A 17281-nucleotide genomic window follows, 5' to 3' on the forward strand; every position below is an offset into this window, starting at 1 on the left:
CCAGTACCTTCTTTCCTTTGATCTCGTTCATACCGTAGAGGTTGATCCACTTGTACACCGACATCGCGCAGCCGATCCCATAATATCTGCAGGCTTGCGAAACATTCATGATGCCTGCCTCGATCTCCTCTACCACTGTGCGTTTAAACTCTTCGCTGTAGCGGACTTGGGGACGTGTTTTCTTCATTGGTCATACTCCTTACTATAGGTTTTTGGTCAACCTATTTCAGGACGGGTCACCCTCAGGCCTGGCTCTTAATCACTTCTCTATCCACTGTCTATCACTTGTCTATTATAGACAAGTGATAGACAGTGGATAGTCAAGTGATAGACAGCGTGAAAAGAGGGCGGAAAAAGAAAGGCCGGGGATTCCGCGGGCAAAGCCTGCTTCGATCCCCAGCCATGTTGAATCAACTTGTCAGGCCGGGCTAACGATCTGGCCCAGAGCTCCGTTTACAGGTATTCCAATCCGTAGCCATAGGGGAACATGGGGTGGTAGCCCGGATCGCCCAGATTCCAGTTCTCGTCGTCGTAGCGGGGCCAGGAAAAGCTCAGCTTGCCCTGCATCGGATAATCGCCGAAGAGCACATCCGCCACGCCCTGTCCCTCTGAACCGGGGAACCAGGCGACCACGAAGGCCTTGGTTTCGGCCAATTCCTGTTCGATGACGAGGGGGCGCCCGCAGATCATGACCGCGACCACGGGAATCCCTTTGGAAGTGATGTTCCGGATGGTGGCGATATCCTCGGGATGCAGCTCGTGCAGGTAGAGATGGGATCCGTAGGGGCCTTTCTTCATGATGGGGATGTCTTCGCCGGGCAGGGTTTCGTCCGAGGTCGAGCCCGGGCCGATGTTCAAGCCCTTGGCCAGGCCTTCGACGCGGATGTCGCCGAGCATTTCGGCATAGGGGACTTCGCCGATGACCACGATGGCCAGATCGTGTTTGGAGGGATCGGCATCGGAGCCGTCACTGCTCAAAACGGCGTTGGGCGCCAGGTTCCGGATCCCCTCCCAGACGGATGTTCCGCCGATGATGGCGGAGCCCCAGGAATCGGCGCTCTTGTCACTGGCGTCCCTGGGCTTTTCTTTTTCGGCCTGATCATAGATCCCCGTTTCGATGGGAGCTTTGTCATTCACGCCCTGCCAGGCGACAGTGAATCCGCCGCACTGATGGCCCCGGTTGTGGGCGTTCTTTCCTGTGACCAGGATCCGGGCGTTTTTGTCCAGAGGCAGGATGTCGTCCTCGTTCTTGAGCATGACGAGGGATTTGCGGACCGCTTCGCGGGCGACCTCACGATGCTCGCGGGAACCGAAACTGGAGTGGTCCAGGGAAAGTTTCCTGAGGGCGGGACGGGGCTTGTCAAACATGCCGAAGGCGTATTTGACGCGCAGGATCCGCCTGACGGCATCGTCCAAGCGTTCCTGGGGTATGCGGCCGTTGGCAATGTTGGTTTTGACGTGCGAGATGAATTCCTTCCATCTGGAGGTGACCATGAACATGTCCATTCCCGCGTTCAGGGACATGACCACCGCTTCGCCGTAATCTTCTGATAAATAGTCAATTCCATCCCAATCCGAGATCACGAAGCCTTCGAAGCCCAGTTCCTTTTTCAGCAGATCGGTGAGCAGGAATTTGTGCCCGTGGCACTTCTGACCAAACCAGCTGCTGAGCGAAACCATGACGGTGAGGACGCCGGCCTTGATGGCGGCCCTATAGGGCGGAACGTGGATCTTCCGCAGTTCCTCTTCTGAGATGCACATGTCGCCCTGATCGATGCCGTGCAGCGTGGCGCCGTCGCCGACCCAGTGCTTGGCGCAGGCGATGACCTTGTCTTCACCAAAATCGCCCTGCAGGCCTTTGACAAATCTGGGTGCGTATTCCGCCACGATCTTCGGATCTTCGGAATAGCTTTCGTAGGTCCTGCCCCAATGGTCATTGCGGGCCACGGCCAGAGTTGGCGCAAAGGTCCATTCGACCCCGGTGGCGGTGATCTCTTTCGCTGTGGTGGCGGCGATCCGCTCGACCAGATCTGGATCATGGGCCGCGCCCAAACCTATGTTGTGGGGAAAAACCACGGCTCCGAGCACGTTGGTGTTGCCATGGATGGCGTCGACCCCATAGATCAGGGGTATGGGCAGATGATCCTCGTCTTCCTCCATGGAGGCGGCCCAATAGGCATCGTTCATCGCGATCCAATCTTCGGGTCTGTTTTCCCCGGGGACCGATCCGCCTCCGCTCAGGACAGAGCCAATGTGGTATTTCTTCACTTCCTCGGGTGTGATGAACTGGCGTTCCGGCTGGAGGATCTGGCCGATTTTTTGCTCCAGGGTCATTTTCGCCAATAGGGCGGAGACCTTTTCTTCGATCTGGTTCATGTTTGTTCTCCTATGTTTTCTTAAAATCTTATGCTATCTAACGCAGTTCCACTGCTATGCTCAGGATCTCACGAGCACGGATCTGCCTGACAATCTCTCCGCTGAGGGCCGCTGTTTGAAACTCCCGCGAAATTCCCTGGAGGTCAAGCACTTTCCAACTGGCCGGGGAAACTGAATCAGGCCCGAAAGTGTCCTTGCGCGAGGGATTGAGGTAGGTCACCAGGATCTTCCCCAGGAACATGAAGCTGAAAGTATCGGCCTCAAACTGGACATCCTGCCATGCGTCTCCGATCAACAAACGGCTGCGCCTTGCTTCCGGGGTGAACAGCCAGCCGGGCAGGACAGGTTTGAGGTTAAGCCGCAATTCTCCCGCGGAGTCCAGTTCGAAAGGATTTTGCCCCACCGTCATCAGGTGCAGGATATGGATGAATTCAGCCGTCGCCCCGCTCAGGCGGGCCACAAAGCCATTGCCGTGCAGCGAGGGATCGGGATTGGCGCTGCTGACGATGAAGGAGGAATTTTCCAAGATGCTGCGGCCATAAACTTCGGGATCGAAGAAGGGAACGAACACCTGTTTGAAATCCCGGAAAAACTCAGCATGGAGCCCGTTGCGCAAGAGTTCCAGCATGTATTTGTATTCCATGTGCAGCCAGATCGATTCATTCTCAAACCAGCCGGGGGAAAAGGTTCTGGCCCGGCCGATCTCCATGGGCTGGTCTGCCAGGGATTCATTGACCTTGTACATCTTGAGTTTGGCGTCATAGAGCCCGCTGTTCCTGACTCCAGCGGCAAGTTTTCGGGCCTCCTGGGGGTCCGATTGGGCGCGCAGGAAATGCACCGGACCCTCCAGAAAGAGGGGTAAGGGAACCTGGTTGAACTTTTTGGCCCGGAAGCAGGATAGGCCTTTGGCATTGCACTTGGCTTCCAAACTGCCGTCCCGGGAGGGTACGGTGATCTGATCATATTCCACGGCTTCGTTGATGAAATAAGTGGAAACCACATCGTTGTTCCAGGCCCTGGCTATGCCGGCGTCCAGTTTCTGCAGACTGGCTTGCAGAAAATCGATCAACTCGCTGAGCGTGATATTCTTTTCTTTTCCGCTGACTCCCAGCCTGGTTTTGGCCCGGTAGTTTTCCTTGAGCGCGGTGGCCCGGTCCCAAAACTCAAAGGCGGAAAGCCCGGATCCAAGCAGGCCGCTCAGAGTTGCGATGAATTCATGCAATTCCTCATATACGGCAAACTCCAGGCCTTGATTGAAGAATCCGGCCAAGGTATCTAAAAGGAAGAGGATATGGCGTTTTAGCTCCAGGGTTTCGCAGAGGCTGGAACCGATCAGGCCGGGCATGCCGTTCAAGGCGTCGTACCAGCCGGGTTTGTCGGCCTCCATTTCCACTCCCACGCCTTCGGGATCGAGAGAGGCGAGTTTGTTGGTGATCAGACTCAGCATCACCGTAAACAAGGTAGTTTTGTAGACCTCTCCTTGCCCGTATTGCATGCGGACCTTGTTTTGGTCGTGGCAGCGCTGGCTGATGAGCAGTTCTTTCTCTTTGTCAAGAACCACGGAATTCAATTGCATGGCCCGCCCCCCCCAGATGACGTATTTCTCGTCCCGGGGCTGGACCCGCTGCGGGTTGTCGTAAAATGTGAAAGTTTTGTTTTCGAACAGAATCTGCTTTTTTTGCTCAGGATAGACAGCCAGAAAGTTCTCCAGCAGGTCCAGGTTGTAGGTCCAGTGATCGATCCAGAACCCTTCGCCGGGCTCGGTGCCGTAATGCTTGGCGCTGATGCCCAACAGGTCGCCGATAAAGATGTTCGCATCGCCCTTGATCGCGATCCCCCGGTCATGCAGGTGAAGCAGCAATTCGCCCGGTGTGTAGGTATCTTGAAGATAGGCCGCGACCTCTCCCACCCTGCCGGGATCGAGATATTGGCCGAGGACCTCATCCAGCCTGGCGTGCTGGGAGATGCTAAAACGGCTCTCTTTGACGACCAAAGGATTGAAGCCATCGAGCTGGATCAGGCTGGCAAACTGGAGCACATTGCCCTCAGCCACCTGGGGGTTGAAAAACAGGTCGCAGCGCCGGTTCTGGTTCACATCCCGGAAATGCCCGTTACCTTGGGAATAGGGTGTGGGAGTAAGACGGTAGTCGTTGTAATCCCGTTCCAGGTCTCCATGCTTGCGGGAATAGAGATGAAGTACGGAAGAGCTTTCCCTTCCCTTCAGCGTGTGCGGGAATCCGCCCCGCATCACGTTATCCAAAAAATTCTGCCTTGCGTATTGATCCAAAACGAGTTCTGCACTGCAGATGAAGTTCTTTTGGGTCAATGCCGAAACGATCTCCTGATTGGCAACAGCCTTTCTCTCAATGTATCCGTTGTGGACAATATTGGGGACCAGTTCATTCAACTCACTGGCTGAACCGGCGTGGCCAATAACTGAGGTATAGGTGCATGTGCGATGCGTGGCTATGGTCGTCTCAAAAGATCCCATCGCGCAAGGCAGACGGTTCTCATAAATCTGTCCGGCAGCGAGTTCCTCGCTGGAACTGCTCAAAAATCTCTCAGGGTGGGCGTAATCGCCCCGGATGCCAAATATCTTCACGGGGTCATAGATCGGATCGACCAGCTTGGAATCATCCATGAATCCAAGATAGAAATTGCCCTTTTTGATCCTGACCACGTCCGGACGGTCGGAGGGCTCGACTTTCAGCTTGTAGAAGGGAACCTTGTTTTCAAAGTTGGTGACCTCTACAAAGGCCTCGAACAGGCGCCGCATATGTTTGAGGCCATAGTCGTCCAGACCATAGGGCACTATTAAAGGAAGGCCGTCCAATACCTGCAGTCGTACCGGATCCGGGTTCAGGTTTTGGATCGTGAGCCTGCGCACGAGGCCGGCATAGTTTTCCTGCGGGATGTTGAAATACTCCACGCTGAATTTCAGACCCAGGGTTTTGTTCACTTCCTCAAGGGTCAGTTTGGCTGGGGCGATGATCATTCTTTGCGCTTTCTGGTACTGCTGATCATCGGCTTTGTTCTGAAACGGTTCGTAGAATCTGTTGGATGACTGGTCCACCAACTTGATAAAAGTCCTGAACCCCTGGGTGGATACGAGATTATAAGCCCAGTTGGCGGGCAGGAATTCCATGATGGGATGATGTTTGCCTTCAATGCCCATGCTGCAGACGCATTGCCCGCGATTGACGTAAAAGGTCCACATGGGAATGCCGTTCTTTCCGGCAATGCCCGGGAAGAAACTGGAAAACAACTTGGCGGAGTTGTAATCCGTGATAATGAACTCACCGTTGTCAGTGAGCTGGTATTTGGCTTGGGGGCTTCGATCCAGCACTATTATGTTTCCCAATTCTGTTCTGAGTTTGTTTTTAGAAAGATCAGCCGATACAATAATCCGTACCGGCTGATCTTCATGTTCATTTAAGCAGCGCCAGGCATTTGAGTTCAGACGCTTGGTCGCTGACTTTCATTTAATTATTAGCCGGGTTATCTGTGTTCCTAATTGGCATTTGCCGTCACATAGTAGAATCTGGCCGGTTCAGTGACAGAAGAGGACCAACTGGTCCCGTTGTAGGTTCCGTCAGCAACCGGAGCATAGGTCCCGAAGGGATCTTGCGAGGCATACACCGTATAGGAAGTCGCGCCGGCAACGGGGTCCCAGGTGACCGTCACCGTATTCGCGGTCTCGGTTATGGTGACATTCGCGGGTATGTCGAGTCCCATGGCGTAGAAATAGAAGTTATCGATATACATGGTGCCCAGAGGGTCTTTGGACAGGATGTACTGCGCCATGTTTCCAGTGATGTTCAGACCGGTGAAAGCTGACAGGGGGATGTCGTAGGAGATCCAAGATCCCGTTTCGGGAGTTTCAAACATCAACTCATGTTCCGTGTCATCACCACCGCTCCAGGCGCCGTCGGCACCCCAATCCACCAGCTTGAACCTGAAGTTGTTGGCATCGGGTGTCCAGAGGTCCAGATGCACGTGGGTCATGCCGGAAACATCGATCAGATTCGGTCCCACTGTTTCGATCCCGACAAAGTTCACCAGGGTGTACTTCTTGACCGGATTTCCCGCGACCACAACCTCTTCATAAACTCCCTGCGACCAGGGGGTCAGCCAGGTATCGACAACTACATCGGTGTAGGCGTCGCTGAACAGGGAAATGACGTTAGCGGGGTTATGCGTCGGAACGGGCGGCACGGAATTGGGATAGGTGATCGCAAAGGCCACTGTGTAGGTTTTGGTGTTAATTCCATTCTGGGCTGTCACCAGCACGGAGGCGGTTCCGGGAATGCCGGAAGCCTGGGTGATAACGTAGGTGGCATTGGGATCGGTGGTAGTGACTGAGGTGATCTGGGGAACGATCACGGTTCCTTCGAGCAGGCCGTAATTGTAGCCCTCGGTCAGGGGCGTGAAGCCGGCTAGCGTGGCTCCATCGACCTGCAGATCGCTCAGAGTGGCGTCCGTGCCCTGAGCAGTGGGGTTTTTCCAGAAGTAGAGGTTGTCAAACCATATATCCCCGTTCCCTTCCACCTTGAATTGGAAGACATTGGCCAGGTTGACCGGAGGAACAAAGTAGGAAAGGGGAATATCCACGCTGACCCAAGTGCCGGGAACGATCGTGAACACATACTCCGTCTCAGCGCCGGGGCTGATCAGATAGATGCCCAGGTCGGTGGAATTGACGGTCCAGAAATCCACGTGCAGATATTCGTAGGCCGAAACATCCTGAGGAGTGTATTCCGTTCCCTGGTAGTTGAGGTTTTGATAAAGCAGAGTGTTGTTGCCCGCTATCACAACGTCAACGGTGACAATTGTCTGTTGGCCCCAATAGGGGTTGAAATTGGTGCCTGGCAGATTGGCGTAGGCATCGCTGTAGATGGATATGACATCCTCAGGTTCGTGGGTTGGAACGGGTGGAGCGTCAACAGGAGCGGTTTGGGTAACAAAGTTAACCGTATAGGTCAGGGAGGTGATTCCATCCTCAGCGGTCACCACGACTGTTGCGGTTCCTGGAACTGCCGTGGCCTGGGTGATCACCATGGTGGCGTTGGGATCGTTTTTCGTGGCCGAGACGACCGGCGTTCTGGCCCCTGTAACCTGGTAAGTGTAATTGAAGGTAGCCGGGGAAAATCCCGGGATCGTGACATTGTCGACCCGCAGATCACTTAGAGTGGCGTCACTGCCGGCTGCTCCGGAATCATAAAAATAGACATTGTCCACATACACGGTGTTGGGGTCGCCGGAAATGATCAATTGGGCCAAATGTCCGGTGGTCGTCAGGTTGATGAAATTCGCCAGGGGGATGTCGAAACTAATCCAGTTTTCGCTCACCAGGGGCGGGATTGAATCGGCATTGAAGCTAAGCTCATGCTCAACATCATCTCCGCCTCCCCAGACTCCATTGGCCCCAAAATCAACCAGTTTGATCCTGAAGGCCGCCGGCAGGGCAGTGGGATCCGGGGTCCAGATGTCCATGTGGAAATGGGTCATGGCTGTGGCGTTGATGGTCTGGGAGGTGAATTCGATCCCTGCATAAACCAGATTGGTATAGAGCTTGGTGTCATTGCCCGCGATCTGGACATCAGCAACATCCGCCATGTCCCAACCAGCAGACCAGGTGTCCACGGGAACATTGGTATAGGCGTTGCTGAACAGGGAGATCACGTTCGCGGGATCCACGGTTGGGGTTGGCGCTGCCACGGTCGGTTCCGTTGGAGGAGCCATGTTTCCCTCAGGGATGCGGATGTTGTCGAAGTAGATGATGTTATCCTGGTTTCTGGGCGCGAAATCCGGTATGATCACGATCCTGCTGTAAGTATTCCCAATGACAGCTGAAAAATCAAAGGTTAGTTCTTCCCATTGATTTACCAGGGTATTTGTAACTTGTAGTTCCAGTGGTGCGCTGCCACCCTCAAATTTTACCGCCACTGGGCTGATCACAGGTTTGTAGACCATGATCTTTACCAAGGCGTTGGACGCGTTGAACTGGAAGGTTTCGATATCGTCGGTAAAACACAGGGCCCAATCCATCCCTGCATCCAGGGCAGTGAATTGGGCTACCGTCGGCGTAGTGTTGATTCCGCCCATTACAGGGTTGGCAGGAAAGGTTAGCGGAGGGTTGGCTCCGTTTTCTCCCACCACCCAATTCCAGTCGGCTCCCAGGCCGCCTGGCTCAAAATCAACTGTGATGTATTGTGCAAACATAATGGCTGTGAACGCCATCATGAAAATCACCAGCAAAAACAGTTTGTTAGCTCTCATTTTTCTCTCCTTGCTTAAGTCAGATAGTTGTTGTTTTTCAAAGTCAGCCGGCACCAAAACGGTGCCGGCTGATCTTTATGATTATTATTTCAGCAGCACCATGCGCTTGGTGTCGATTGCTTGATCATCCACTGTCAAACGATAGAAATATACGCCGGAGGGAAGGTTTCCAGCATTCCAGACCTGTTGGTAGGAATTGGCCGCCATCTCTCCTTCCACCAATGTGTCAACCAGACGTCCCCTGCTGTCATAGATCTTCAGAGTGACATGAGCAGATTTTTGGATCGAATAGCTGATCGTGGTGGCTGGTTTGAAGGGATTGGGATAGCTATTGCCCAGCACCGAAGGATTCGGTACGGAGATGTTATCACTGATATCAACTATACCGCTGTGGAAATACACGTTGTCCACATAGACCGTATTGGGATCACCTGAGATGATCAACTGGGCCAGGTGTCCGGTGGTCGTAAGGCCAGTGAAATCAGCCAGGGGAATGTCGAAACCTATCCAGGCTTCGCTTGTCAGGGCCGGAGTTGTGTTGGCATCGAAAGTCAGTTCATGCTCAACGTCATCTCCTCCACCCCAGACTCCGCCTGCGCCAAAATCAACCAGTTTGATCTTGAACACAGCCGGTAACGCTGTTGGATCGGGGGTCCAGATGTCCATATGGAAATGGGTCATGTCAGTGGCATCAATGGTCTGCGAGGTGAATTCGATCCCAGCGTAGACTAGATTGGTATAGAGCTTGGTGTCATTCCCGTCAATTTGGATATCAGCCACATCCGCCATGTCCCAAGGAGCGGACCAGGTATCGACAGGTACATTTGTATAGGCATTGCTGAACAGGGAGATCACGTATGCCGGATCATGGATGGGATCCGGAGCGGCCTCAGCGGGTGCCGGTATCTCAATTTGCGCGGAAAAGGTGATGTTATCGAAATAGACCACGTTATCGGTAACTCTGCCGGCAAGGTCGAAATCCGGGAAGATAACGATCTGATCGTTGGTTTCACCTATCCGGCTGGAAAAATCGAAAGTTAGTTCCTCCCATTGATTGATCAGAGTATTGGGGACCTTGATCTCGCCGGAGGAAGCGGAACTTGCGGATACGAACTTGATCCCCACGTCACTGATAACGGGTTTGTGGACCATGATCTTGACGGTGCAGTTGGAGGCATTAAAGGTAAAGGTCCCAATGTCAGATCCGTGCTGGGATTCACAGCCCGCCCAAGGTTGCCCGGCCACCAAAGCCGTGAACTGGGCCACCGTGGATGAGGTGTTGATCCCGGAGGCATCAGGATTGGCCATGATCTGCACCGGAGGATTGGTGCCATTTTCAAACACGGTCCAAGTCCAGTTGGCTCCCTGGCCGCCAGCCTCAAAATTGATCGGCGCGTTTTGTGCGAATAGCACAGAGCTCATCGCAATGATGATCACTGTGGCGCAAAGCATGATTGAATTTCTCATTTTTCTCTCCTTCTGAGGAATTGATCTTCATCTTTGTTTTCTTGTTTGCTTAGGTAATTGATAAATGATGTTTTGGGGGTTCTATCCTGATAAAATACACCCCAGTTCTTCTCGATCTCATTTGGACCGGAATCCTCTCCGCCGCCTTTCCAGGGTTCGTCAAAGACTTCAAACAGAAAGGTCGTGATCTGGTTGTTTCGCACCCATTGGTCCAGCTCCAGCAAAAACGTTTCCTGGGCCTTGATTCCCACCTCTCCTTTTATCAGGGTTCCCTGTTCGCCATCACCCTTTTTATCCGGATTATAATTGGTTGCCCAGCCGATTTCTCCGAGAACCAGCGTTTTTCGGGGATGTAGCTGTTTGACATCATCGAAAGTTTCATCCAGCAACTTAATCGCATTTTCCAGCGTTTTGCCATTCCAAAGGGGATAGATATGGGTGACCATGAAATCAATTTCATCCGCCACTTGTGCGCTTTCAGCTTTATTCCAATAGTTGTAGTCGTCAGCCGTGGTCACTGGAACTTTAGTGTGAGTGCGGACGGCGCGGATGTATCTGATCAAGCTGGCGGTATCGAGTTTATGCCCGGACCAGAATACCTGGGTCTCATTGCCAACATTCACCGCCGTGACTATGTCTGGATATCCATTGGCAAGCTCTATGCCGCGCAGTACGTTTTCGATGTTCGATTTCCTGGCTGCAGGGTTGTTCTCCTCGTTTTCCAGCCAGATACCCAACATCATTTGAAGAGGAAGGCCATTTTCACTTATCACCTCAAGAATCCTCTGGGTGTCGTCATCGGCGTTGTACACCCGGATAAGGTTCCAGTGTTTGACAATGATTTCCAGATCTTCCAGAATCTCTGCCTTGTTAGGCCCTGAAACTCCGGGGGCTTGACCATCCCTGTAACAACCGTAGGAAACAGCCTGTCCGATCCAGCGGCCATTCATCCAAGGGCTAAACTCCCTATCTATAAAAGGGACCGATCTTTCAACCGCCTGTCCTGATTCGAGTGCGCTTCTCACTTCAGCAGGGGTGTAGCTGTTTCCTTTATGCGCTTGATTGCTTGCGCAAGCTGAGATCAAAGCCGCGATGAGAAGTAGGAAAGGGAGAAATGAAGGAAACTTCGTCATCATTGTTCCTTTGACAATTGGACCCGGACCGTTTGAACCGAGTTTGCCGCTATCTCCAAAACCGCGTTATCGGGGCCGATCTCGAGTTGGTAGACAATCGGCTGTTCGGTGGTGTTCAAGAGTTGGACGCTTAACATACCTGAATTGTTCAGCGTGGCGCAGGCATGCAGATCGTCTTCACCAAGCCCAGCCCTACTCAGATCTGTCTGCACGGCTTTGTCGCCGGGACGAATCGTGCGGCTGAACTGGGAGAGGACATAATACACTGGCGTATAATAAACGTATTGGGACTCCGTGTCGATCATGAGCGGAGCTCCGCAGAAATTTCCGACGTGGTTGGGGCCGCCAAACCGGTCCAGAACAATGTTCCAGTCGATCCAGCCGGTTACCCAATGATCAAGGCTGACGATGATATTGCGGGCATATCTGTGCACGGGGGTATACATGGGATGATCTTCCACGGCCACACCTTCCCAGGTAACAGAATAAGCCCAATCGGTAGCAGTTTTACTCCACCAGAATTCATCGTTGCCAAACCAATTTGATTCTTTGAAGCCAAGCGGGTCAGTTACTCCACCGGGCGCGTCTTTGCCCAGATCGTCGATGCAACCCTCGGTGTGCATGATGGCCATGTCAGGGTACTTGTCATGAACCCGGTCGAAGGTATCTTCATACACTTTGAAAGTGCTTTCATACCAGTGAACTGCCGCGCCATACAAAAAGGGACCCGTTTCCGGATCCGCATAGATAACATCCGTCCAGTGCTCCAAACCATCCCGGTTCTGATCGTAGATCAGCAGCCTGGCGTCCGCATGCGCGCTGGATTGCAGCTTTGGCCCCAGGTGATTTTTGATGAACTCGTTCTGTGATTCCGGGCTGAAGTTCATGCTTTCCCATTGTCCGTTGTTGCCGTGTGGCTCATTGACCGGGGTCAATCCCCAGATTTTCACGCCTTCTGTAAGGTATGCATCAAGATATTTGACGATATAGTCAGCATAAACGGGAACATATACTTGCTTCAGGGAACCCCCGGTGCCCTGCCAGTTATTTTCAGGTGACCCGGGAATGTACCAGGTTTCGATATCCTTCATCCAGGCCGGAGCGGTCCAGGCCGAAGAAACGATCCTCATTTCCCTATCGCTTTGCCGACTCTTGATGGCCAGAGCTTCTTTGATCATCGGCAGCAGATCGTAGGCAGTATCCTTGATCCCCGGAAATACATCGGGATCAAAGCCCTCCTTATCCGGAGCGATGCTAAAGCTGTTCAGTTCGAAGTCGCCGGGAACATCAGCATAGGAGTACTTTCCTTTTACAGTGAAATCACAGGACCCGATATGAGTGCGGGCCAAGGAAAAGTTCGCTCCCGTCATGCCGTAGATGTTTTCCATTACCTCCCATCTTTTCTCTTTGTCCAGATGGGCCAGCACGAAAGCTGAAGACTCAGTGAAGGAAGTTCCGATGCCGTCGATGGTTTGCTTCACGAGATCAGGAAAAACGCGGAGGACCGTACCTTGAACCGGCCCTCCGCCAAAGGTGACATTTTCCTGCACGGCCAGCTTGTCGCCCGCAGCCGAGGTCAACAGGATCTCGGAAGTGGATTCAATCCCATAATCGGCTGTGGTCGCGTATCCCCATGAACCACCCAGGAGCAAGACCAAGGCCAGTACTGGAAACAACTGCTTTGGCAATCTTTTTCCAAACATCCGGACAACCTATGAATCAGACACTGCAGTTTCCATGGGTTCCACTATCTTCTTGTGGCGCTCTTCCAACTCGGCGCGGATCTGGTAGACCCGCTCTTCGGTAAGCGTGTACTTGAAGATCAGCCACAGCGCGATGGCGGAAGTTATTATGGGTATGCCCACGTCGAACACTCTCAGCAGGTAGAGGGTCCGTTCTTCCTGACCCGCTCCTAGCGCCAGATCGAATTTGGAGACTTTGAGCAGCACTCCCGTCAGCAGTCCTGCCAGTGACATCCCGATTTTCACCATCCACCAGTAGATTGCGCCAAAGACACCTTCACGCCGTTTGTGGGTGGTCAATTCGTCGTAATCGCATACATCGGAGATCATCGCCCCCATCAGCGTGAACAGGGATCCGGAACCAAAAGCCACCAGCGGGGCGGCGAAGAGCAGCCAATAGGGATGCGCGGGATTGTAACCAAACCACTTAAGCGCATATCCCAGCATCGATAGTGAAATTGTGATCAGGAAAGTTCTGCGTTTGCCGATCCTGGTAGCCACCCAGGCGGTCAATTGGATCACTCCCAGGGTGGCGATGGAAGTGAGCATGCCATACCATCCCAGCAGTTTCCCGGCACTGGAGTTGTTTCCGTTGAACAAATAATAGATCATCACATAGATCGCGAATGAGGAACCCAACTGAAATCCGTTGAAGACCAGGAAGGTAGCGCCACAGAGTTTGACGAAAGGTTTGCATTTGAAGGTGGTCTTGATCCCCTTGAAGAACTCGCTGAGGTTTTTCCACACGCCCTTGACAGCCCTTTCCACGGGTTCAATAATTTGGGTTTCCCTCAAAAAGATCGCCGGAATTACTCCCAAACCTGCCACAAGGATTCCTACTGCAATTGCCAGGGTGCGAGCTCCATGCACCGTATCCCGGAACAGGGTGCTGGACATGATCGCGTAAAACCAGGGCACTCCAAGCCAGGCCAATTGGCCAACCGTATTGGCAAAGGCGTGAAGCCTTGTCCGCTCATGATAATCGGGTGTCATTTCATAACCGAAGGCGACAAAGGGAGTGGCGTAGATCGTGTAGGCAAGGAAGAAGAGAATGGACATTACCAGGAAATAGATGAAGTATTTGGTGAAAAATCCCTCGCTTTTCCTCAGCTTGAAAGTGCTGATGGCAGCAGCTCCGGATCCTTCAGCCCCTCTGAGATCGACCCTGATGCTGGCGATCGACTGGATGTCAAGCTGATTGTTTCCTTGTTGGCTTTCTTCCGAGTCAAGCCGCTTAAAGTCTTCCAGTCTGAATTTATACAGATTGCCTTTGCCTTCCTGGGAATTCTCCTGCGTAAGATCAAGATAATAGGACTCAGGTGCTTCCACGGCATCAGTTTTGGCTTCATTGATCACTACCCGCAGGGATTCATAGGCGGGGAATTTTACGTTCATTTCGATCTGAGGGTATCCGTCAAGATCGGTGGCAAATCCGGAATCATTTTTCTCCGAGAGCAGTTGGGGTCCGTAAAGCACATAGGATATATCCGGATTCTCTGTGTCATAGTTTACGGAGATCCCTGCGTCTTCATCGACAACCGCGTCGTTGGTTTCCAGGGTTATGGTTTGATGCTGCGCCACTGGGTCTTTGCCCAAAATGTTGATGTATCCAGATGGGACCTGCCACATCACGGCAAAGATCAGTCCCGCCAGTAAAGCACCAACAAAAATGAAGGGCCTGCGCCGACCCCATCTGCTGCGATGGTTGTCGGATATATAGCCCACCAAGGGGTCTGAAATGGCGTCAAAGATGCGGGGAATTGATCCGATGAGGCCCACCAGCATCACATCCATGCCCAGTCCCAGGTTGAGAATTACAACCATGGCCGGAAGGGCGGCCGCCTGCAGGTTGTTTACAAACATTCCCACAGCGTAAGCTGATTTCTGTTTTAAGGATATCCTGTCTTCAGGTCTTGTGGTATGACGTACGTTTTTACCCATTTTCGTTTCCTCAGTTCGTCAAATGAATGTCATCGAAATAAAGTTGTCCCACTATATAGGTGTTTCCACTGGTGAAGGGATTCCACAAGCCCAGGTATTTCACCGCGCTCAGGTTCACCGCTGGAAAATGGCTCACGGGAATCTCGTAGCGGGACCAGTTTCCCGAAATCACCGGCGTGTATGAAGCCAGATCGACCTCGGTGGCCCCTCCCGTGTTATCTTCGAACTTGATGCCAAGGTGGGCCAGATCAGGCATGGCCGTCTTATCAACATTGATCACAAAGGTGGAATATCCTGAGATATCCTGAGCGCCAAAGTTAAAGGCGATCCCGCCCCAGCCGGCTCCCAGATCGGTGAAATTCACGGAAAGCACATAAATGCCGTCAACCGGTGTTACCGCGGTGCTTTGTTCATTCGGTTCCGCCGAATTTCCGCTCCAGTCGGCGCTGTTTATGATCTGGCTGTAGACAAGCATGGGATCGGTATGGGTTTCAGAATATATCCCGATCGCGTCCGGGCTGCTTCCGCCTGAAATATTGGCCGTATCAGTTCTGATGGTGCCGTAGGTGTCAATGTAGGTCGCGGTGACAAAACCACCCGCCGTGATGGCGATCGTGTCCGTATTGTCATTGGTGGGGCCGAAATTCAGGATACCCGTGCCAATGCCCGCGCCCCCAAGGGTAATTCCAAGACTGACCGTCTCCGAACCATTGCTTACATTAACGGAAACAAGCTGTCCTGCTGCCGCCGCGTCTTCTACCGTGATCGTAGCCGCGGTCGTGTCTTGCGCGTAGCTGTCCATGTCAAAGTAAACTCTGCTTGCGGAAGCTCCTCCGCCATCCCAATAAATATCGTCGATGGCAAACTGGCACTGGATTCCGTTCTCTTCCAAGATGATGAATTCATAGCTGAGCACTTCCAGGTCGACATTGCCCCTGATATCCGCCACTGGTATTATGGCCTGTCCCCATTCACCGTTCCGGACCAGGCCATAGCTTGTCTGGCCGGCGGGAAACAGCACATAGCTTTCAGTCCCAGAAGCGTCGTTGATCCCGATCTTGAAGCTGACGTTGGCTGGGATCTTGATCATGAATTTGATGTTTCCTTCCGCAAATCCAGATAGGTCTAGCGGGCTGTTTGAACTGATCCCGGCTCCGAACCAACCTTGTCCGGTGGTGGACCAAGAAATTACGTTGGGACCTTCATAGGGCGGTATGGTTCCGCCGGTAAGAGTGTTCTCCCAGACATATATCTCGGCATTCACGCCAATTTCCAAACCGGCGTCCACTGGTGTTTCGTCTGTAAAAATGCCAAAAGTCTCGATCGGGATCAGCGATTCCTCGCTTTGATACACCCGGATCCAGTCGACATACATGCTCTGAGGCCAATTGGTGGTCGCGTCTGGTGCGCCACCCAAATTGCCGCCCACAGCAACATTGAGGATCAGGAAAAACTCCTTGAGGAATTCATCCATCGTACTGGGGTCAATTACCTTTATAAAATATGTGATGTCATCGATCTTGCCAACGACCCGCTGCTCATCCCATTCCACTTCGTAGACGTGGTAGTCTGCGGATAAGGGCTCGTTCAGTTTCTTGTGCTGGCCGTAGGAATTGTGGCTGCCAATCTCATCATCCCACCAATGCAAAGTGCACAAGGTTGTTCTGTCATCGTGCAGCAGGGGGCTGATCTCCATGATGTCGATCTCCCCGCACTGGGGCCAACCCAAGGTGTCATAATTCTTGCCCAGCATCCAGAAAGCCGGCCACATGCCGGTATCGGTGGGAGCTTTAATCCGGGCCTGAACTTTGCCGAATTTAAACGAGAATTTATCTTTGGTGTTAAGCCGGGCTGAGGTGATGGAACCATCGCGCTTGCCAGGGACAGGATAATTGATCGAATCCCAAACTGCCGAAATTACCAGATTGCCGTCTTCCACCCTCACATTTTCCGGAGCATTGGTATAAAGTTGCCATTCATCATTGCCCCAGCCATTGCTGCCATAACCAAGGTCATAACCCCAGTTATCGCTGTTGGGAACCGGGCTGGCCTGGTCAAATTCATCTGCCCACACTAATGTATAGTTGGGGGGAACGGTGGTATCTGGCACCAGATCCGGAGGCGTTATCCTATCGCATCCAAAGACCAGAAACAACACCATTGCCAAACTGAGCAAACTTAACGTTTTAACTGCCATTTGAACCTTCCTTTCAAAATAAGCTATTTATTGTCTATCCTAAAAGCAATGCGACTTTGACTGCTATATAGCACTATTTGAATTACCGCAATTCGTGTCAAGCTTTTTTTTCAGCTCAACCAAATTCGATCTTGCCTGGTATCTTT

9 protein-coding genes are annotated in these 17281 nt (G+C 52.6%); all 9 read right to left on the bottom strand.

The features are described from left to right. A partial coding sequence (locus K0B87_00335; protein MBW6513193.1) for a transposase occupies positions 1-187 on the bottom strand: 187 nt, incomplete at its 3' end. 266 nt (positions 188-453) lie between these two features. Then, positions 454-2376: a glycoside hydrolase family 3 protein gene (locus K0B87_00340; protein MBW6513194.1), complete on the bottom strand. Its 1923-nt coding sequence runs from the start codon at positions 2374-2376 to the stop codon at positions 454-456. A gap of 37 nt (positions 2377-2413) precedes the next feature. Beyond that, positions 2414-5722 carry a hypothetical protein gene (locus K0B87_00345; protein MBW6513195.1) on the bottom strand — a complete coding sequence of 1103 codons (3309 nt, stop codon included), beginning with the start codon at positions 5720-5722 and terminating at the stop codon, positions 2414-2416. A 164-nt stretch (positions 5723-5886) separates the two neighbouring features. After that, positions 5887-8655 carry a cadherin-like beta sandwich domain-containing protein gene (locus K0B87_00350; GenBank protein MBW6513196.1) on the bottom strand — a complete coding sequence of 923 codons (2769 nt, stop codon included), beginning with the start codon at positions 8653-8655 and terminating at the stop codon, positions 5887-5889. An 84-nt stretch (positions 8656-8739) separates the two neighbouring features. Continuing rightward, positions 8740-10122, bottom strand: a complete 1383-nt coding sequence (locus tag K0B87_00355) for a T9SS type A sorting domain-containing protein (protein MBW6513197.1) — start codon at positions 10120-10122, stop codon at positions 8740-8742. Beyond that, on the bottom strand, positions 10119-11255 hold the full coding sequence (locus tag K0B87_00360) for a glycosyl hydrolase family 17 (GenBank protein MBW6513198.1): 1137 nt from the start codon (positions 11253-11255) through the stop codon (positions 10119-10121). The genes K0B87_00355 and K0B87_00360 overlap by 4 nt, the downstream gene beginning before the upstream one ends. Beyond that, positions 11255-12958: a glycosyl hydrolase gene (locus tag K0B87_00365; protein ID MBW6513199.1), complete on the bottom strand. Its 1704-nt coding sequence runs from the start codon at positions 12956-12958 to the stop codon at positions 11255-11257. The genes K0B87_00360 and K0B87_00365 overlap by 1 nt, the downstream gene beginning before the upstream one ends. 9 nt (positions 12959-12967) lie before the next feature. Further along, positions 12968-14938 (bottom strand): MFS transporter, encoded by a 1971-nt coding sequence (locus K0B87_00370; protein ID MBW6513200.1) that lies wholly within the window; start codon positions 14936-14938, stop codon positions 12968-12970. A gap of 10 nt (positions 14939-14948) precedes the next feature. Beyond that, on the bottom strand, positions 14949-17135 hold the full coding sequence (locus K0B87_00375; GenBank protein MBW6513201.1) for a family 16 glycosylhydrolase: 2187 nt from the start codon (positions 17133-17135) through the stop codon (positions 14949-14951). Between the last annotated feature and the right edge of the window lie 146 nt (positions 17136-17281).

The organism is Candidatus Syntrophosphaera sp. (genome assembly GCA_019429425.1).
Classification (GTDB): Bacteria; Cloacimonadota; Cloacimonadia; order Cloacimonadales; family Cloacimonadaceae; genus Syntrophosphaera.

Coding starts and splice junctions, on each gene's coding strand:
- K0B87_00375 (MBW6513201.1), bottom strand. CDS start 17,135: ATGGCAGTTAAAACGTTAAGTTTGCTCAGTTTGGCAATGGTGTTGTTT.
- K0B87_00355 (MBW6513197.1), bottom strand. CDS start 10,122: ATGAGAAATTCAATCATGCTTTGCGCCACAGTGATCATCATTGCGATG.
- K0B87_00350 (MBW6513196.1), bottom strand. CDS start 8,655: ATGAGAGCTAACAAACTGTTTTTGCTGGTGATTTTCATGATGGCGTTC.
- K0B87_00360 (MBW6513198.1), bottom strand. CDS start 11,255: ATGACGAAGTTTCCTTCATTTCTCCCTTTCCTACTTCTCATCGCGGCT.
- K0B87_00340 (MBW6513194.1), bottom strand. CDS start 2,376: ATGAACCAGATCGAAGAAAAGGTCTCCGCCCTATTGGCGAAAATGACC.
- K0B87_00370 (MBW6513200.1), bottom strand. CDS start 14,938: ATGGGTAAAAACGTACGTCATACCACAAGACCTGAAGACAGGATATCC.
- K0B87_00365 (MBW6513199.1), bottom strand. CDS start 12,958: ATGTTTGGAAAAAGATTGCCAAAGCAGTTGTTTCCAGTACTGGCCTTG.